Raw genomic sequence first — 16,022 nt, forward strand, 5'->3', positions numbered from 1 at the left:
GGCCGTGCCCGGCGCCCGGGTCGTGCCCTGCGCTCGGGCCGTCCCGGCCGTTCCGCTCACGGGTGTCGTGGCGGTCGCTTCTCCATCGGGGGGCGGGAGCCCGTGGTGCCGTGCCCGTCGCCGCGCGGTGGTCGCCGGTCTCGCCGGTGACGCCCTCCGTGCCTTCCGCGTCCCCGGGGCCACGCGCCTCCCTTTCGTCCCGCTCCCCCGCACCCCGCGTGTCCCTCACCGCGCCGCTCCCGTCACCATCGGCACTCCGCGCGGCACGCCCGTGCGCAGTTGCAGTGCCTGGGCGACGTCGCCCGCGTCGGGGCGGTCGTGGCCGGCCAGGTCGGCGACGGTCCAGGCGACGCGCAGGACGCGGTCGAGGCCGCGGGCGGTGAGGACGCCGCGTTCCAGGCAGCGTTCGGCCTCGTCCATCGCGCCGGGGGCCGCCCGCCAGCGGCCGCGCAGTTCCCGTCCGGGTACTTCGCTGTTGGTACGCCAGGGGGTGCCGTCGAGCCGGGTGGCGGCGCGGCTCCTGGCGTCGAGGACGCGGTCCGCGACGCGGGCGGTGGACTCCCCCGGGCCGTTGTCACCGGCGAGTTCGCTGCGGCTGACGCGTTCGACCTCGACCCGGAGGTCGACGCGGTCGAGCAGGGGGCCGGAGAGCCGGGCCTGGTAGCGGCGGACGGCAGAGGGCGCGCATTCGCAGAGGTCGCCGTTGCGGGAGTAGCGCCCGCAGGGGCAGGGGTTGGCGGCGAGCACCATCAGGAACCGGGCCGGGAAGCGTACGACGCCGGTGGAGCGGGCGACGACGACGTGTCCGGCTTCCAGGGGCTGGCGCAGCGCGTCGAGGGCCTTGCCGCTGAATTCGGGACATTCGTCGAGAAAAAGTACGCCTCGGTGCGAGAGGGAGACGGCGCCGGGCCGGGCGACGCCGCTGCCGCCGCCGACGAGGGACTGCATGGTGGCGGAGTGGTGCGGGGCGCAGTAGGGGGCGGTGGAGATGAGGGGTTTGCCCGGGGGCAGCAGGCCGGCGACCGAGTGCACGGCGGTGACTTCCAGGGACTCCTGGCGGCCGAGGGGCGGCAGGAGTCCGGGGAGGCGTTCGGCGAGCATGGTCTTGCCTGCGCCGGGTGGTCCTTCGAGGAAGAGGTGGTGGCCGCCGGCGGCGGACACTTCCACGGCGGCGCGGGCGGCGAACTGTCCTGCCACGTCGGCGAGATCGTGTTCCCGGTAGTGGTCGGTGGCGGTGTCGGCGTGCAGGCCGGTGGCCGGGTCGGTGCCGGGGACGTGCAGGCCGGTGGTGCGTGGCCGGGGGCGGTTGTCGTCGTCGGGTTCCTCGTCGGGGACGGGTTCGTCGGCGAGGACGGCGATGACCTGGCGCAGGGTGCGGACGCCGAGGACGGAGACTCCGGGGACGAGGGATGCCTCGGCCGCCGCGGATTCGGGGACGATGACTTGTTCGTACCCGGCGTCGGCGGCGGCGAGGACGGCGGGCAGGATGCCGCGGACGGGGCGCACCCGGCCGTCGAGGCCGAGTTCGCCGATCATGACGATGTCGGCGAGGACGCGGGGGGCGACGCGTCCGGCGGCGCCGAGGACCGCTGCGGCGACCGCGATGTCGAAGCCGCTGCCGCCCTTGGGGACGGACGCGGGGCTGAGTCCGACGGTGAGTTTTTTCTGGGGCCATTCGGCACCGGAGTTGACGACGGCGGCGCGTACCCGGTCGCGGCTCTCGCTGAGGCTCTTGTCGGGCAGGCCGACGAGGGTGAACGCGGCGACGCCGGGTTCCAGGTCGGCCTGGACCTCGACGACGACGCCCTCGACGCCCACCAGGGCGACCGAGCAGGTGCGGGCGAATCCCATGTCAGGCCACCCCTCGCGCGTGTTCGACGCGGGCGGCGCCGCGTGCGGGGAGGACGACGCCGACGAGGTCGATGCGCACTCCGCCGGGTGGTGCTCCGCCGTGGGTCTGGATCCAGCGTTCGGCGAGGTCGCGCAGGCGGTGGGCCTTGCGCGGGGTGACGGAGGCCATCGGGTGCTGGTAGCGGCCGCCTCTGCGGGTCTTGACCTCGCAGATGACGAGGATGTCGCCGTCGCGGGCGACGATGTCGATCTCTCCGGCTCGGCCGCTGCGCCAGTTGCGGGCGAGGACGGTCATGCCGGCTTCGGTGAGGCGTCGGGCGGCGACGTTCTCGCCGTGTCTGCCGATGGCGCCGCGTGCGGTGCGGGCGCCGGTGTCGCGGTCCGCGGTCCGTGCGGTGCGCGGTTCCCTGGCGGTCCTGGTGTCCCTGGTCGTGTGCGGGCCTCGGCCGCCGGGTGCCCGTCGGGCGTTGGCTGTCTCTTTCGCCGTGTGCGTGCTCATGTCGGCACCACCTCCGGCACTCACGATGGGGGAGGCGGCGCGGGCGTGTGGATCTTGGTGGACGGTCCTCGGGATGTGGAAAACTCCGCCACTCGTGCGAGTGACGGAGCTGTGTTCGTGCTGCCGGTGACCGGGGCCCTTCGTTCTGTGCCGCCGGTGACCGGCGCCCGGTACCTCTGGTGCGGCGGGCGGCGGCCGGCCGCCGCCCACGGCGCCCGCCTTACCCGCCGGGCAGTTCCAGGTCGCTCTTGTTCAGCTCCTCGATGTTCACGTCCTTGAACGTGAGCACTCTGACCTGCTTCACGAACCGGGCCGGCCGGTACATGTCCCACACCCAGGCGTCAGCCATCGACACCTCGAAAAACACCTCACCCTGGACCGAGTGGACCTGCATCTCGTAGTCGTTGGTGAGGTAGAAGCGCCGTTCGGTCTCAATCACGTACTTGAACAGACCGACGACATCGCGGTACTCCCGGTAGAGCTTCAGCTCCATCTCGGTCTCGTACTTCTCGAGGTCCTCGGCGCTCATGGCATGTTCCCCTTCAGCCGTGCGATCCCACCATTGTGCGCCACTCGCGTACGCCCCTAGACGATTTCGGTGTCGAGGACCTCGGGACTGGCCGGGGGACCTTCGTCGAGCAGCCTGCGCAGCAGCTCGGCGAGTCTGGTCGGATACACCGTCTCATGCGCCAGGCCCAGTTCCCGGCACGTCCACCAGCGTGCTCCGGCGACGCTGCGGCGCTCCAGCTCGGTGAGGGCCGTCGCCCGGGTCTCGGTCTGCGTGGTGCGGGCCAGGAAGTACCACTCGTCCTGTTCCCAGCGGCGGCCGGCGAACGGGAAGGCGCAGCGACGGGTCCACAGCACCGGCCCGAGTTCGACGTCGGTGACGCCGGTCTCCTCGACGAGTTCCCGCAGGGCGGCCTCGGCGTGGGTCTCGGTGCCTTCGAGGCCGCCGCCGGGGGTGAACCACCAGTCGTCGGCCGGGTTGTCGGGCTCGTGGCCGTGCAGCAGCAGGATGCGGTCGTCGGGGTCGAGGAGGACGACGCGCGCCACCCGGCGCAGCCCGCCCTCGTAGGTGTCCGGCGCGGGCCCGGTGCCGTCGGCTCCCTGCGTCGTCTCAGCGGACACGGCCGGGCTCCGTCCGGGGCCGTGCGCGCCGGGCGGCCCGGCGTTTGGCGAGGGGGCCGTAGGCGGCGCCCGCCAGGACGAGGACGGCGCCGACGACGACGGCCAGCCCGATGGCGAACAGCGGGCCGGGCTGCGAGAGGGCGCCGAGGGGCTTGAAGCCGGTGGGCTGCGCGAGCATGCCCTTCATCGGCCAGACGACCGCGTCCACGCGCCCGGAGACGGCGCTGCGGGGCACGGTGCCGCTGGCGGCGTCGCTGAGGTGGGCGGTGGAGTCGAGGGAGCCCTGGCGTTCGTCACCGAGGAGGAAGAGGCGTCCGGCGGGGACCTTCACCGTCGGGAAGTCGGTGATCTCGGCGGCTGTGCCCTTGGCCAGATACGGTTCGGATATTTGCCTGCCGTTGACCGTGAGGTGGCCGTCGGTGCAGCAGGAGACGGTGTCGCCGCCGACGGCGACCACGCGCTTGACGACGGGGGCGTTGGTGACCCAGGTCGTGTCCTTGAAGACGACGACGTCGCCGCGGCGCACCTCGCTGCCGTCGACGCGCTGCGCGAGGACCCGGTCGCCGATGTCGATGGTCGGGGTCATCGAGCTGGTGGGGACGGTGTAGGGCCGGTAGACGACGGCCCCCCAGGCGAATCCGCCGAGGAAGAGCACCAGTCCGAGGCCCACGGCCAGTCCGGACAGCACCTGCCCCGCCCGGCCGCCGGCCGCCCTGCCGTTCGTGCTCCCGCTGCGCGGGACCGTTCTCGTCGCGCTCTCGCCACCACCCATGGACCCGCACCCTACCCGGCGGTACGCGGGCGGGTCAGCCCTTGTCCCGGGCCCGGACGGGCAAGCTCCACCAACACTTCACGGGTGCGTGCCGGTGCCCGGCGCCCGGCCGCCGGGTCCGGACACCGCCGCCGTCGCGCCTGCCCGTGGCAGCCGCCACCGCCCGCCACCGCCCGCCACCGGTGCCAGTCGCCGGTGCCCGTCTGGCGGGTGCTCCGGGGCGCGCGCGGCGAGGGCCCCGCCCCGCGCGGCCGGTTGCCGCGCGGAACGGGGCCCGTTCCGACTTCTGCCTGCTCAACGCCCTTGCGCCGGGCCCGACTTGGGGTCTCCCCCGTGGCCGGCCCGCAGGCGTGCGCCCGTGCTCAGCGTCCCGAGGTCTCCGTGCGCTCGCGGCGCGCCGCCCGGTCGCCGCGGGTGACCTTGCGGCGGCGCCACATGGCCAGCGGCACGACGGCCACGAGGGCGGCGCCCGAGGGGGCGGCCGTCAGGCCGGCGGCGGCGGAGGACTGGTCGTTGATGCCGACCTGGTCGAAGGTGTCGGGGACCGGCAGGGTGCCCCAGCGGTTGATCGGCCAGGCCTTGACGATGGCGCGGCCCACGACGTCCTTCACGGGGACCATGCCGTGGTTCACGTCGGACTGGTTGTAGCGCGAGTCGCGCGAGTTCTGCCGGTGGTCGCCCATGACCCAGATGTCGCCCTTGGGGACCTTGACCTTGAACTGGCCGCCCTGGTCGTCGTCGCTGCACGGGGTGTTGCCCGGGTAGACGTAGGGCTCGTTGAGCGCCTTGCCGTTGACCTTCAGCGGGCCGGTGCCGTTGCACTCGACGGTGTCGCCGCCGACGCCGATGACCCGCTTGATGAGGTCCTTCTCCTGCGCGGACGGCATCAGGCCGATCCAGCTGAGCACCTTCTGGAGGGCGTTGGGGTTGGCCGTCGGCTCTCCGGCCAGCCAGTCCGCCGGGTCGTGGAAGACGACGACCTCGCCGCGGTTCGGCTCGGCGCCGAACCAGGGGGTGAGCTTGTCGACCAGGACGCGGTCGCCCTCCTGGAGGGTGTTCTGCATCGAGTCGGAGGGGATCGAGAACGCCTGCACCAGGAACGTCTTGATCAGCAGCGCGAGCACCAGCGCGATGACGATCAGGATGGGCAGTTCCTTCCAGAAGGAACGCTGCGTCCGCTGCGGGGGATCCGTCTCGTCCGGGGTGTCCGGGGCGTCCGGTCCGGCCGGCCGGTGCCCGGTCCCCGGGGTACCGCCGCCGTCCGCCGTGCCGTCACCGCCGGGGGTCACGGCGCCGTCCGGGGCGGGACCGTCCGCGGGGCGCCCGCGGTGCTCCTCGCCGTCGTGTCCGGACCGTGCGCCAACCGCCACATCCCCCACGCCAACTCCTCACTCTGTGCCGCCGCCTGCCCCATGTTCGACGCAGGCCCACCACTCCCATAACGAGCGGGAGTTCCGCAGGGGTCGGGAGCTGGATCAGTACGTTCTGATTGCCGGGAGCAACCATAGGGGACCCGCGGGGGGCCGCGGACGACTCCGACGCCGCGTCGGTCACGGAACCGTAGGTTCCCGGCTCCTTCAAGGTACTCCAGTGACCCATGGGCCAGGCGACGACGACGGCCCTGCCCACCACCTGCTTCAGGGACACCGTGCCGCCGTAGGCGGTGTTCTGGTGGAAGCGGGAGTCCGCGGAGTTGCTGCGGTGGTCGCCCATCACCCACAACCGCCCCCGGGGCACGGTGATGTCGAACGCGTCGATGGAGGGCTTGTCGCCGGGGTAGAGGTAATTCTCGGTCAGGGGGACGCCGTTGACGGTCATCCGCCCTTTCTCGTCGCAGCACTTGACGTGGTCGCCGCCCACGCCGACGACCCGCTTGATGAGGTCCTTCTCGTTGCTGGAGGGCAGCAGACCGATGAAGGTGAGCCCCTCCTTGACCTGCTTGACGACGGGCGGGTCGTTCTTGGCGGTGGTCGCCTCGTCCTGGAGCCAGCCGCCGGGGTCGTGGAAGACGACGACGTCGCCGCGCTTGGGCTCGTCCCCGAACCAGGGCGTGAACTTGTCGACCAGGACCCGGTCGCCGATGCGGAGGGTCTGCTCCATGGACCCCGAGGGGATCACGAACGCCTGGACGAGGAACGTCTTGAGGACCAGCGCGATGAGGACCGCGACGAGGATCAGGAGGGGTATCTCCTTGACGGCGGAGCGCCGCCGGCGTCGTTTGACCTTGCGCTGGAGCTTGCGCCGTTCGGCGCGGGTGCGGCCGCCGGAGGACACGGGGGCGCGCCGGTAGCCGGTGGGCAGCAGTTCGTCGGCGGCGTGGGGCTGGTCGCCGCGCTGCCGGCCGCGGTTACCCACGGCCGCCGTTCGCGGCCGGTACGCGCGCGTAGGCGGCGGGGCGGGTCAGCCGGGTCCAGCGGCCGGCGGGCCAGGCGATCCAGTCGGCGCGGCCGATCACCTGGCCGACGGGGACCATGCCGCCGCCCGGGGAGCCGAGGTGGGCGCGGGAGTCGCTGGAGTCGGCGCGGTGGTCGCCGAGGAGGAAGAGGGTGCCGTCGGGCACGACGACGTCGAAGGAGTCCTCGGAGGGGCTGTCACCGGGGTACAGGAAGGTCGACTCGTCGACCGGCCGGCCGTTCACCTGGATCCTGCCCTTCTCGTCGCAGCAGACCACGTGGTCGCCTCCCACGCCGACAACGCGCTTGACGTAGTCGGCGTTCCCGAAGTAGCCGGTGCCGTCGAAGACGACGACGTCGCCCCGCTGCGGATCGGCACCGAAACGGTACGCCAACTTGTTTACGAGAACGCGGTCCCCGGCCCTCAATCCGGGTTCCATCGATCCGCTGGGGATCGCGAAGGGCTGGGCCACGAAGAGGTTGAGCAGGAGGACGGACACCAGGCAGAACAGGACGGTGAGGGTGATCCGGCCGCCGGGGACCGCGTCGGCGGCGCGGGAGGCCAACGCGAAACGCGACCGCTCCCCCGGGTCCTTCGCCGGCCGGGTGTCCCCGGTTTCGGAAGGGCGGGAGGAGCGGTCGCGCTCCGTGTGCTGTGTCTCGGTGTCCATCGGGCCCAGATGTTATCCGGCCCCGCTGTGGAGTCCCGAGCCGAGTCCCGAGGGGACTCAGTTGTCGCGCTTCTCCTTGATCTTCGCGGCCTTGCCGCGCAGCTCACGGAGGTAGTAGAGCTTGGCGCGACGCACGTCGCCGCGGGTGACGAGCTCGATCTTCTCGACGATCGGCGTGTGCACCGGGAAGGTGCGCTCGACGCCGACGGAGAAGGAGACCTTGCGGACCGTGAAGGTCTCGCGGACGCCCGCGCCCTGGCGGCGGATCACGACGCCCTTGAACTGCTGCACACGGGAGCGGTTGCCCTCGATGACGCGCACGTGGACGTTGACGGTGTCACCCGGGCGGAAGGCCGGGATGTCGCTGCGCAGCGACGCGTTGTCGACGGTGTCGAGCAGGTGTGCCATTTCGTCTGCTTTCTTCGCCCATGCCACAGGTCATCGGCGGAAGCTAGGTGTTCTGTAGGAGGGTCGTGCGGATCGGGACGGGCGTCGTGTCCCCCTGTGGCAGGGACGCCTTCCGGACGGCGCACAACAGCGGCCTATTGTTCCACGTCGTGGGCCCTGCGCCAAAATCGGCCGTGGGGCTCGCCCGCGGGGTCCGGGGACCAGCCGAGGATGGAGAGCATCTCGCGGTCCTTCTTGTCGAACGCGGCGGGGGCGCAGCGCTCGATGAGGTCGGGCCGGTTCTCGCTGGTGCGCCGCAGGGCCTCGTCGCGGCGCCAGCGGGCGATCTTCCCGTGGTGGCCGCTGAGCAGGATGTCGGGGATCTCACGGCCGCGCCACTCGGGCGGCTTGGTGTAGACGGGCCCTTCGAGCAGGTTGGCCATGGCGCCGGGGGCGAAGGAGTCGTCGCGGTGGGACTCGGCGTTGCCGAGCACGCCGGGCAGCAGGCGGGCGACGGCCTCGGTGATCACGAGGACGGCCGCCTCGCCGCCGGCCAGGACGTAGTCGCCGATGGACACCTCGTGGACGGGCATGCGGGTCGCGTACTCGTCGACGACGCGGCGGTCGATGCCCTCGTAGCGGGCCGGGGTGAAGATCAGCCAGGGGCTCTCGGAGAGCTCGACGGCGAGTTGCTGGGTGAAGGGCCGGCCGCTGGGAGTGGGGACGACGAGCGCCGGGGAGCGGCCGCCGTTCTCGTAGCCGTCGGCGAGCGCGCTGTCGAGGGCGTCGGCCCAGGGCTGCGTCTTCATGACCATGCCGGGGCCGCCGCCGTAGGGGGTGTCGTCGACGGTGTTGTGGCGGTCGTAGGTCCACTCGCGCAGGTCGTGGACGTGGACGTCGAGCTGCCCGCGGGCGCGTGCCTTGCCGACGAGGGAGACGTTGAGGGGGTCGAGGTACTCGGGGAAGATCGTGACGACGTCGAGCCGCATTACGCCTCGTCCCCGCGCTGCTCGTCCTTCTCGCGGTTCTCGGGCTTCGCGTCCGCGCCGTCCGACCCGTCCGTCCCGTCGGTGTCGCCGTCGCTGTCGGTGTCGCCGTCGCTCTCGGCGTCCCGGGCGGAGGCGATCTCGGCGCGGTCGTCGATCAGGCCGGGCGGGGGGTCGATGACCGCGCGCTGCCCGGCGAGGTCGATCTCGGTGACGATCTCCTCGACGAAGGGGATCAGGACCTCGGTGCCGTCGGGGCGTTCCACGACGAACAGGTCCTGCGAGGGCAGGTGGGAGATCTCGGTGATGCGGCCGACCTCGGTGCCGTCGACGGTGACGACGTCGAGGTCCATGAGCTGGTGGTCGTAGAACTCGTCCTCGTCCTCGGGCAGTTCGTCAGGGTCGACGTCGGCGATGAGGAGGGTGTTGCGCAGGGCCTCGGCGCCGGTGCGGTCGCTGACGCCCTCGAAGCGCAGCAGCAGGCGTCCGCTGTGGACACGGCCGGCGGCGATGGTGAGCGGGCCGGTGGCGGCGGGGTCGGTGGTGAGGACGGCGCCGGGGCCGAGCCGCAGCTCGGGCTCGTCGGTGCGGACCTCGACGGTGACCTCGCCCTTGATGCCGTGGGCGCGGCCGATGCGCGCGACTACCAGCTGCACGGTGCTTGTTCTCCTGTGTACGACTGCTGCGGCTTGAGGGGTCCGCGCGGGGGCGGACATGCCTCGGGCCGGGGAGGGCCAGTGGCCCTCCCCGGCCCGAGCCGGTGCTGCGAACGCGTCAGCGGACGTGGTCCACGTCGACGAGGTCGACGCGGACTCCGCGGCCGCCGATGGCACCCACGACGGTGCGCAGGGCGCGTGCGGTGCGGCCGTTGCGGCCGATCACCTTGCCGAGGTCGTCGGGGTGCACCCGGACCTCCAGCACTCGCCCGCGACGCAGGTCGCGCGAGGCGACCTGCACGTCGTCAGGGTTGTCGACGATGCCCTTCACGAGGTGCTCGAGAGCCTCCTCGAGCATTTCAGGCCTCGGTCGACGCAGCCGAGGAGGACTCAGCAGCGGCCTCGTCCTTCTTTTCGGCCTTCTTCTTCTGGGTGATGGCCTCACCCTTGCTGTCGTCGTCGCCACCGAGGGCCTCGAAGGACGGGCGGGCCGTCTTCTCGGCGGGCTGGAGCAGCGGCGCGGGGGCGGGCTCGCCCTTGAACTTCTGCCAGTCGCCGGTCTTCTTGAGGATGGCGAGCACGGGCTCGGTCGGCTGGGCGCCGACGCTCAGCCAGTAGGCCGCGCGCTCGGCGTCGACCTCGATGCGCGAGGGGTTCTGCACCGGGTGGTACAGACCGATCTCCTCGATGGCCCGGCCGTCACGGCGGGTACGGGAGTCGGCGACGACGATGCGGTAGTGAGGCGCACGGATCTTGCCCAGACGCTTCAGCTTGATCTTGACTGCCACGGGAGTTGACTCTCCTGGATTGACGTGGTTGGGCACAACGGGATGCCGCGTGGGGTTGCGGTACCCGAATCGCCCGATGGACGCGTCAGCCGGAGGAGAGAGGGGTCCTGTTCGACTGTCGAGTACAGCTGTCCATTGTGCCATACGCGGCGAGTCGGCCCGACCGGCGCTGTGGACGCGCTCCGCGGGCGCACCCGGCGCCGCGGGTGCTGGTCACGCCGCCTCCCGCGGGCCCCGCGGCCACTGGCCGGCACCCACGAGATGCCGGGTTCGGTGACGCGGTGCGCCGGGGAGGGCGTGCGGTGGACGTGCCCGTTGACGTGGACGTTGACGGTTGAGGCCCGGTCGTGGGGACGGACGGGACGCGGACAGGACGGAGGCGGGCCGGTTCAGCCCGCCGCGGCGCCGACGACCTCCGGGATCCGGAACGGCTTGCCGCAGCCGCCGCACACGATCGGTGCCTGGGCCAGGACGGAGGGGACGACGCGGACGTTGCGGCCGCAGTCGCAGACCGCCTTGACGCGTACGCCGCCGCCGGACGAGCCGTGGCGGGCGGCCGGGCCGCGGAAGCTGCGGGCGGTGTCGGCCGTGGTCGCCGCCGTGTGGGCCTTGAGGGCCCGCTGGAGGCGTTCCATGGTCGGCCGGTAGCGGCGCTTCGCCTCGGGGTTGAGCGTGACCAGGGAGAAGCCGCTGCTGGGATGCGGCTCGTCGGGATGGTCGAGGCCCAACTCCTCGGCGATCGCGAGGAATCGGCGGTTGTGGTAGCGGCCGGCGCGGGAGGTGTCGCGGACTCCTCGGGCGGCGGCGATGCCGTGGACTGCCTCGTGAAGCAGTCGTTCGAAGGAGAGTTCGTGGCCGCAGGCGGACGACGACTCTCCGATCAGGGACTCGGGCGCGGCAAGATCGGGCAGCTCGGGGTGGTACCGCTGAATGTCGGCCCACGCCTGCGCCAGCTCTGCGGCGAGAACAGGTGGTGTCGTGCTCACGTAATGACAACGAACCGGGGTGCCCCTGTGTTCCTATTCCGGGGCATCCCAAATAATTTGCACGTACCCGTCAGTTGCCGCTGATGCGTCGTGACGAGGGCGGGTGCGCTGATCTGCGGAGAAGCCTCACAGCTCGTACCAAGGTGGTGCGTAGTCGGCGGTGCGCGGCGGCGCCGAGAGGCCGTCCGGGGCCGGGACTCCCGGCGTGCGCGACGGCGCAAGGGCCGTTTCGGCCGTCCTCGCGGACGGCCGGTCCGGGTCCGCGGCGCACCGGTCCGGGCCGGCGGCGGGGCCGCCCGTACGTCCGGTGCCGGTGCGCGGGGTCAGTAGGCGCGTGCGACGACCGCGACGTTACCGGGTGCGTCGTCGGCGTCCGGCACCGACCCGTCCCCGGCGACGAGGCACCGTACGGTGACGGCGTGTTCGGCGAGCGCGGCCTCCCCCTCGGGGCCGAGACGGGCCCAGTCGATGCGGGCCCAGCCGCCCGCCGCGGCGGCCTCGACGGCCTCCTCGGCGGTGGTGACGTCGGCGGTGCGGGACTCGCGGCGTTCGCGGGACTGGCGCAGCAGCAGCGCCTGGTCCTCCTCCAGCAGGCCGGGCAGCAGCGCGGCGAGGGCGTCGAGGGCGACGGGTTCCTTGCCCCCGGGGATGCGGCGGGCGAGCATCGCGGTGCCGTTCTCCAGGTCGCGCGGTCCGATCTCGACGCGGACGGGGACGCCCTTGAGTTCCCAGTCGACCGCGCGGCGGCCGAAGGGGGTGTCGGTGCGGTCGTCGACGTGGGTGCGGACGCCGGCCGCGGTGAGGCGGTCGCCGATCTCGCGGACCTTGGCCAGAACCGCCTCGTCGTCCTTGATCGCGAGGACGACGGCTTGGACGGGGGCGAGGCGGGGCGGGACGCGGAGGCCCGCGTCGTCGCCGTGCGACATGATCAGGCCACCGACCATGCGGGTGGAGGAGCCCCAGGAGGTCTGCCAGACGTACTCCTGCTTGCCCTCCCTGGACAGGTAGCGGGTGTGGAAGGCCTTGGCGAAGTTCTGGCCGAGTTCGTGGCTGGTGCCCATCTGGAGGGCCTTGCCGTCGCCCATCATCCCTTCCAGGGTGAGGGTGTTGACGGCTCCCGCGAAGCGTTCGGCGGCGGTCTTGCGGCCGAGGACGACGTCGACGGCCAGGACCTCGGACATGAAGTCGGCGTAGACGTCGCGGTGGATGCGGGCGGCGTAGTCGCGGGCCTCCTCGTAGGTGGCGTGGGCCGTGTGGCCCTCCTGCCACAGGAACTCCGTCGTACGCAGGAACACCCGCGGGCGCATCTCCCAACGCACCACGTTCGCCCACTGGTTGATCAGCAGGGGCAGGTCCCGGTAGCTCTGGACCCACTTGGCGAAGTAGTCGTTGACGATCGTCTCGGAGGTGGGGCGCACCACGACGGGTTCTTCGAGTTCCTTGCCGCCGGCGTGGGTGACGACGGCGAGTTCGGGGGCGAAGCCCTCGACGTGCTCGGCCTCGCGGGTCAGGTAGGACTGCGGGATGAACAGGGGGAAGTAGGCGTTGGCGGCGCCGGCGGCCTTGATGCGGGCGTCCATCTCCTGCTGCATCCGCTCCCACAGGCCGTACCCGTACGGGCGGATCACCATGGTGCCGCGCACCGGTCCGTTGTCGGCCAGTTCGGCCTTGCCGATCAGATCCTGGTACCAGCGGGGGAAGTCGTCCGCGCGGGGCGTGAGAACGGGTGCCTTGGCCATGCCGCGATCGTAGGGCGCACGTTGCCGGGAGGTGAAATCTCGTCCCGGTGGCGGCGTGCGGGCAAGCGGGACGCACAAAACCCTGGACGCCGGGTCGGGTGCGGAGTTACCTGGCATACGGGGGAAGGGCGGCCGCACCGCACGGGGGCGATGGAATCGGACGCGACGACAACTCTCGGCGAATTGGGGCGCTTTTGATGACACCTACGCTCGTCCGACATCACGCGACGCGGCCGGGGCGGATGCCCCGGGTCGACCCGTGGGCCCGTGCGCGCGACTGGTCGGAGATCCAGGAACGGATGCTGGTCCCGCTCTACGAGGCCGTTCACGACCGTCTCGAAGTGGGCGCCGGCACAAGGCTGTTGGGGCTGGGCTGCGGCTCGGGTCTGGCACTGCTGCTCGCGGCGAACCGCGGGGCCGCGGTCACCGGCGTCGACGCGAGTCCCGAACTGCTGGACCTGGCGCGGGAGCGGTTACTGCCGCGCCCCGCGGCTTCGCGCGCGCGGGGCGGGGTCCGGCTCGTGGAGGGCGCGGTCCGTGACGCGGGCGGTGCCCGGGGCGGCCCGTACACGGTGGTGACGGCGTTCGACCCGTTCGGGTGGCCGGCCGACGATCCGGCGGACCAGGCGGGGCGGCTCGCGGAGGCGGTGCCGCTGGCGCGGCGCGGGGCGGCCGTGGTGCTGGCCGGCTGGGGGCCGCCGGAGCGGTGTGCCACGTCGTCGGTGCTGCGGGTGGCGACGAAGCTCGCCGATCCGCTGCGCGGGGGCGCCGGGTGGCGTCCGGCACGGCGCGACGATCTGGAGCAGGTCGCGGAGCGGGCCGGGCTGCGGCCGGACGGTTCGGGCCGGGTGGCCTGCCCGTTCGGGTACGCGGACCTGGACAGCGCGGTGCGCGGTCTGCTGTCGACGGGCGCGTACGACGCGGCGACGGCCGCCTCGGACCGGGCGCAGGTCGACAAGGAGCTGACGGAGGCGCTGCATCCGTACGTGCGGGACGACGGCACGGTGTGGATGCCGAACGTGTTCCGGTACCTGGTGGCGCGCACGCCGTGACGGCGGCCCCCGGGCCCGCGGTCAGTCCTCCTTGGTGAGCCGGGTGATGCCGGCGATGCGGTAGGCGTCGGCCTCGTCCAGCGTCTCGTTCTCCAGCAACGCCGAGGAGAGCGCGTCGAGTTGGCCGCGGTGCTCGCGGAGTTTGCGGCAGGCCTCGTCGTAGCAGTCGTCGACGATGCGGCGCATCTCGATGTCGATGACGTCGAGGGTGCGGGGCGCGGCGGCGAGTCCGTAGGCCTGCTGGGCGTCGCCGGGCAGGGCGGACAGCCGTCCGACGCGTTCGCTCATGCCCCAGCGGGCGACCATGCCGCGGGCGAGGTTCGTGACCTGTTCGAGGTCGTTCTCGGAGCCGGTGGTGACGACGCCGAAGACGACCTGTTCGGCGGCCATGCCGCCGAGGGCGCCGATGATGCGGCCGCGCAGGTACTCCTCGGTGTAGGCGTACTTGTCGGCGTCCGGGGTCGACAGGGTGACGCCGAGGGCGCGGCCGCGCGGCACGATGGTGATCTTGCGGACGGGGTCGGCGCCGGGGCGGAGCATGCCGAGCAGGGCGTGGCCGCTCTCGTGGTAGGCGGTGCGGCGGCGCTCCTCCTCGGGCATGACGAGGGGGCGTTCGGCGCCGAGCTGGACCTTCTCCAGTGCCTGCGACAGGTTGGTCTGCGTGACCTCGTCCTGCTGGTGCTTGACGGCGAGGAGGGCGGCCTCGTTGGCGAGGTTGGCGAGGTCCGCGCCGGTCATGCCGGGGGTGGTGCGGGCGACCTGGGCGAGGTCGACGTCCCCGGCGAGGGGGATCTCGCGGGTGTGGATCTCCAGGATGGCCTCGCGGCCGCCGCGGTCGGGCGGGGAGACGCTGACGACGCGGTCGAAGCGGCCGGGGCGGGTGAGCGCGGGGTCGAGGATGTCGGCGCGGTTGGTGGCGGCGAGGACGATGACGCCCTCGGCGCCGGAGAAGCCGTCCATCTCGGTGAGGATCTGGTTCAGCGTCTGTTCGCGTTCGTCGTGGCCGCCGACGCCGGAGCCGCCGCTGCGGGCGCGGCCGATGGTGTCGATCTCGTCGATGAAGATGATCGACGGGGCGACCTTGCGGGCCTCCGCGAACAGTTCCCGTACCCGTGAGGCGCCGACGCCGACGATCATCTCGATGAACTCGGAGGCGGAAGCGGAGAAGAACGGCACGCCCGCCTCGCCGGCGACGGCCCGTGCGAGGAGGGTCTTGCCGGTGCCGGGCGGGCCCGCGAGGAGGACGCCGCGGGGCATCTTCGCGCCCATGCGGCGGTAGGCGTCGGGGTTCTTGAGGAAGTCGACGACGTCGTTGAGCTCGCCCTCGACCTCGTCGATGCCGGCGACGTCGGCGAACGTGGTGCGCTGCGCACCGGGCCGGAGTTCGACCGGCTTGGGCGGGGCCTTGCGGCCGAGCATGCCGCCGCCGCCCATGCCCTGGCTCATCCGGCGGGCGACGAACAGCCAGATGACGACGAGCAGCAGCATCGGGGCGAGCGAGATCAGCAGGTTGGCGAGGAAGCTGCGGTGCTGGACGACGGGTTCCGCGGTGACGGTGACGTCGTGCTTGGTGAGGTCCGCCCAGAGCTGGTCGTCGGCGAAGGAGGGGCGCTGGGTGTTGAACTTCTTGTACGAGTCGCCGCCGTCGGGGTTGTCGCGGGACTTCCGCAGTTCGCCCTGGATGGCGTCGCCCTTGGCGTAGATCTTGCTGACGTTGCCCGCGTCGACCTGCTTGCTGAACTCGGTGTAGGAGATCGTCGGCTCGTCGCCCTGGTCGAAGAACGACAGGACGAGGTTGGCGATCAGGTACACGATCAGCGCGGTGAGGACCAGCCGCCACCAGCCGCCGCGCATCCTCCGGCCGCCGGGAGGCGGCTTCGGCGGCTCGTCGTCCGGGGTGCCCTCGGTACGCCACGGGGGTTCGGCGTCCTTGCGCGGCGGCACGGGAGTGGTCATATCGGGACGTTACGACAGGAAGGGCACACCGGCACCCGCGCGTACGGGCCGCCGTCCCTCCCCCGCGAACGCCGCGGGCGCCCCTGCTGGAGGGGCGCCCGGGGCGTGTGCGCGCGTACGTGCGCGGGGCGGGCCGCCCCGGTGAGGGGCGGCCGGGG

At 72.4% G+C, this 16,022-nt stretch carries 17 protein-coding genes; 1 reads left to right on the forward strand and 16 read right to left on the reverse strand.

Annotated elements, in window-relative coordinates:
- Positions 1-225 precede the first annotated feature (225 nt).
- The 15 genes from ACFZA0_RS21015 to proS all read right to left on the reverse strand — a co-directional run bounded on the left by ACFZA0_RS21015 (position 226) and on the right by proS (position 12,856).
- Positions 226-1,851 carry a YifB family Mg chelatase-like AAA ATPase gene (locus tag ACFZA0_RS21015; protein ID WP_391019008.1) on the reverse strand — a complete coding sequence of 542 codons (1,626 nt, stop codon included), beginning with the start codon at positions 1,849-1,851 and terminating at the stop codon, positions 226-228.
- A gap of 1 nt (position 1,852) precedes the next feature.
- A complete protein-coding gene (locus ACFZA0_RS21020; protein ID WP_391019479.1) occupies positions 1,853-2,197 on the reverse strand; it encodes a YraN family protein in 345 nt (114 codons plus the stop codon).
- Between the two features lie 373 nt (positions 2,198-2,570).
- Positions 2,571-2,879, reverse strand: coding sequence for a DUF2469 domain-containing protein (locus ACFZA0_RS21025; protein ID WP_003965949.1), 309 nt, complete (start codon positions 2,877-2,879; stop codon positions 2,571-2,573).
- A 56-nt stretch (positions 2,880-2,935) separates the two neighbouring features.
- Positions 2,936-3,478: an NUDIX domain-containing protein gene (locus ACFZA0_RS21030; protein WP_391019010.1), complete on the reverse strand. Its 543-nt coding sequence runs from the start codon at positions 3,476-3,478 to the stop codon at positions 2,936-2,938.
- On the reverse strand, positions 3,468-4,250 hold the full coding sequence (lepB, locus tag ACFZA0_RS21035; protein WP_391019013.1) for a signal peptidase I: 783 nt from the start codon (positions 4,248-4,250) through the stop codon (positions 3,468-3,470). The genes ACFZA0_RS21030 and lepB (ACFZA0_RS21035) overlap by 11 nt, the downstream gene beginning before the upstream one ends.
- A 362-nt stretch (positions 4,251-4,612) precedes the next feature.
- Positions 4,613-5,629 (reverse strand): signal peptidase I, encoded by a 1,017-nt coding sequence (lepB, locus tag ACFZA0_RS21040; protein WP_391019016.1) that lies wholly within the window; start codon positions 5,627-5,629, stop codon positions 4,613-4,615.
- Positions 5,523-6,605, reverse strand: a complete 1,083-nt coding sequence (gene lepB, locus ACFZA0_RS21045; RefSeq protein WP_391019018.1) for a signal peptidase I — start codon at positions 6,603-6,605, stop codon at positions 5,523-5,525. Before lepB (ACFZA0_RS21045) ends, lepB (ACFZA0_RS21040) begins: the two co-directional genes overlap by 107 nt.
- Complete coding sequence (gene lepB, locus ACFZA0_RS21050; RefSeq protein WP_391019021.1) at positions 6,598-7,314, reverse strand: signal peptidase I; 717 nt, start codon at positions 7,312-7,314, stop codon at positions 6,598-6,600. The genes lepB (ACFZA0_RS21045) and lepB (ACFZA0_RS21050) overlap by 8 nt, the downstream gene beginning before the upstream one ends.
- Before the next feature lie 57 nt (positions 7,315-7,371).
- Positions 7,372-7,722 carry a 50S ribosomal protein L19 gene (gene rplS, locus ACFZA0_RS21055; RefSeq protein ID WP_391019024.1) on the reverse strand — a complete coding sequence of 117 codons (351 nt, stop codon included), beginning with the start codon at positions 7,720-7,722 and terminating at the stop codon, positions 7,372-7,374.
- 134 nt (positions 7,723-7,856) lie between these two features.
- Positions 7,857-8,690, reverse strand: coding sequence for a tRNA (guanosine(37)-N1)-methyltransferase TrmD (gene trmD, locus ACFZA0_RS21060; protein ID WP_391019027.1), 834 nt, complete (start codon positions 8,688-8,690; stop codon positions 7,857-7,859).
- The gene (gene rimM, locus ACFZA0_RS21065; protein ID WP_391019029.1) at positions 8,690-9,343 is read right to left on the reverse strand and encodes a ribosome maturation factor RimM; all 654 of its coding nucleotides are present in this window, start codon (positions 9,341-9,343) and stop codon (positions 8,690-8,692) included. Before rimM ends, trmD begins: the two co-directional genes overlap by 1 nt.
- Before the next feature lie 118 nt (positions 9,344-9,461).
- Positions 9,462-9,701: an RNA-binding protein gene (locus ACFZA0_RS21070; protein ID WP_005479813.1), complete on the reverse strand. Its 240-nt coding sequence runs from the start codon at positions 9,699-9,701 to the stop codon at positions 9,462-9,464.
- A 1-nt stretch (position 9,702) separates the two neighbouring features.
- The gene (rpsP, locus tag ACFZA0_RS21075) at positions 9,703-10,131 is read right to left on the reverse strand and encodes a 30S ribosomal protein S16 (protein ID WP_391019031.1); all 429 of its coding nucleotides are present in this window, start codon (positions 10,129-10,131) and stop codon (positions 9,703-9,705) included.
- 389 nt (positions 10,132-10,520) lie between these two features.
- A complete protein-coding gene (locus ACFZA0_RS21080; RefSeq protein ID WP_391019035.1) occupies positions 10,521-11,117 on the reverse strand; it encodes a hypothetical protein in 597 nt (198 codons plus the stop codon).
- A gap of 323 nt (positions 11,118-11,440) precedes the next feature.
- Positions 11,441-12,856, reverse strand: a complete 1,416-nt coding sequence (gene proS / locus ACFZA0_RS21085; RefSeq protein ID WP_391019038.1) for a proline--tRNA ligase — start codon at positions 12,854-12,856, stop codon at positions 11,441-11,443.
- Positions 12,857-13,053: 197 nt separating this feature from the next.
- Here proS and ACFZA0_RS21090 point away from each other — a divergent pair, with 197 nt between their 5' ends.
- Complete coding sequence (locus tag ACFZA0_RS21090) at positions 13,054-13,908, forward strand: methyltransferase domain-containing protein (protein WP_391019041.1); 855 nt, start codon at positions 13,054-13,056, stop codon at positions 13,906-13,908.
- 21 nt (positions 13,909-13,929) lie between these two features.
- On the opposite strand, the gene ftsH is transcribed toward ACFZA0_RS21090, so the two are convergent.
- Positions 13,930-15,864 carry an ATP-dependent zinc metalloprotease FtsH gene (gene ftsH / locus ACFZA0_RS21095; protein ID WP_391019043.1) on the reverse strand — a complete coding sequence of 645 codons (1,935 nt, stop codon included), beginning with the start codon at positions 15,862-15,864 and terminating at the stop codon, positions 13,930-13,932.
- Between the last annotated feature and the right edge of the window lie 158 nt (positions 15,865-16,022).

Origin of the sequence: Streptomyces sp. NPDC008150, assembly GCF_042956945.1 — a bacterium.
GTDB lineage: Bacteria > Actinomycetota > Actinomycetes > Streptomycetales > Streptomycetaceae > Streptomyces.

Bases quoted from the DNA above. Each gene is read 5' to 3' on its own strand.
- ACFZA0_RS21015 (WP_391019008.1), bottom strand. From the start codon at position 1,851: ATGGGATTCGCCCGCACCTGCTCGGTCGCCCTGGTGGGCGTCGAGGGC.
- ACFZA0_RS21070 (WP_005479813.1), bottom strand. From the start codon at position 9,701: ATGCTCGAGGAGGCTCTCGAGCACCTCGTGAAGGGCATCGTCGACAAC.
- lepB (WP_391019013.1), bottom strand. From the start codon at position 4,250: ATGGGTGGTGGCGAGAGCGCGACGAGAACGGTCCCGCGCAGCGGGAGC.
- ftsH (WP_391019043.1), bottom strand. From the start codon at position 15,864: ATGACCACTCCCGTGCCGCCGCGCAAGGACGCCGAACCCCCGTGGCGT.
- ACFZA0_RS21025 (WP_003965949.1), bottom strand. From the start codon at position 2,879: ATGAGCGCCGAGGACCTCGAGAAGTACGAGACCGAGATGGAGCTGAAG.
- proS (WP_391019038.1), bottom strand. From the start codon at position 12,856: ATGGCCAAGGCACCCGTTCTCACGCCCCGCGCGGACGACTTCCCCCGC.
- ACFZA0_RS21090 (WP_391019041.1), top strand. From the start codon at position 13,054: ATGACACCTACGCTCGTCCGACATCACGCGACGCGGCCGGGGCGGATG.
- trmD (WP_391019027.1), bottom strand. From the start codon at position 8,690: ATGCGGCTCGACGTCGTCACGATCTTCCCCGAGTACCTCGACCCCCTC.
- lepB (WP_391019021.1), bottom strand. From the start codon at position 7,314: ATGGACACCGAGACACAGCACACGGAGCGCGACCGCTCCTCCCGCCCT.
- rplS (WP_391019024.1), bottom strand. From the start codon at position 7,722: ATGGCACACCTGCTCGACACCGTCGACAACGCGTCGCTGCGCAGCGAC.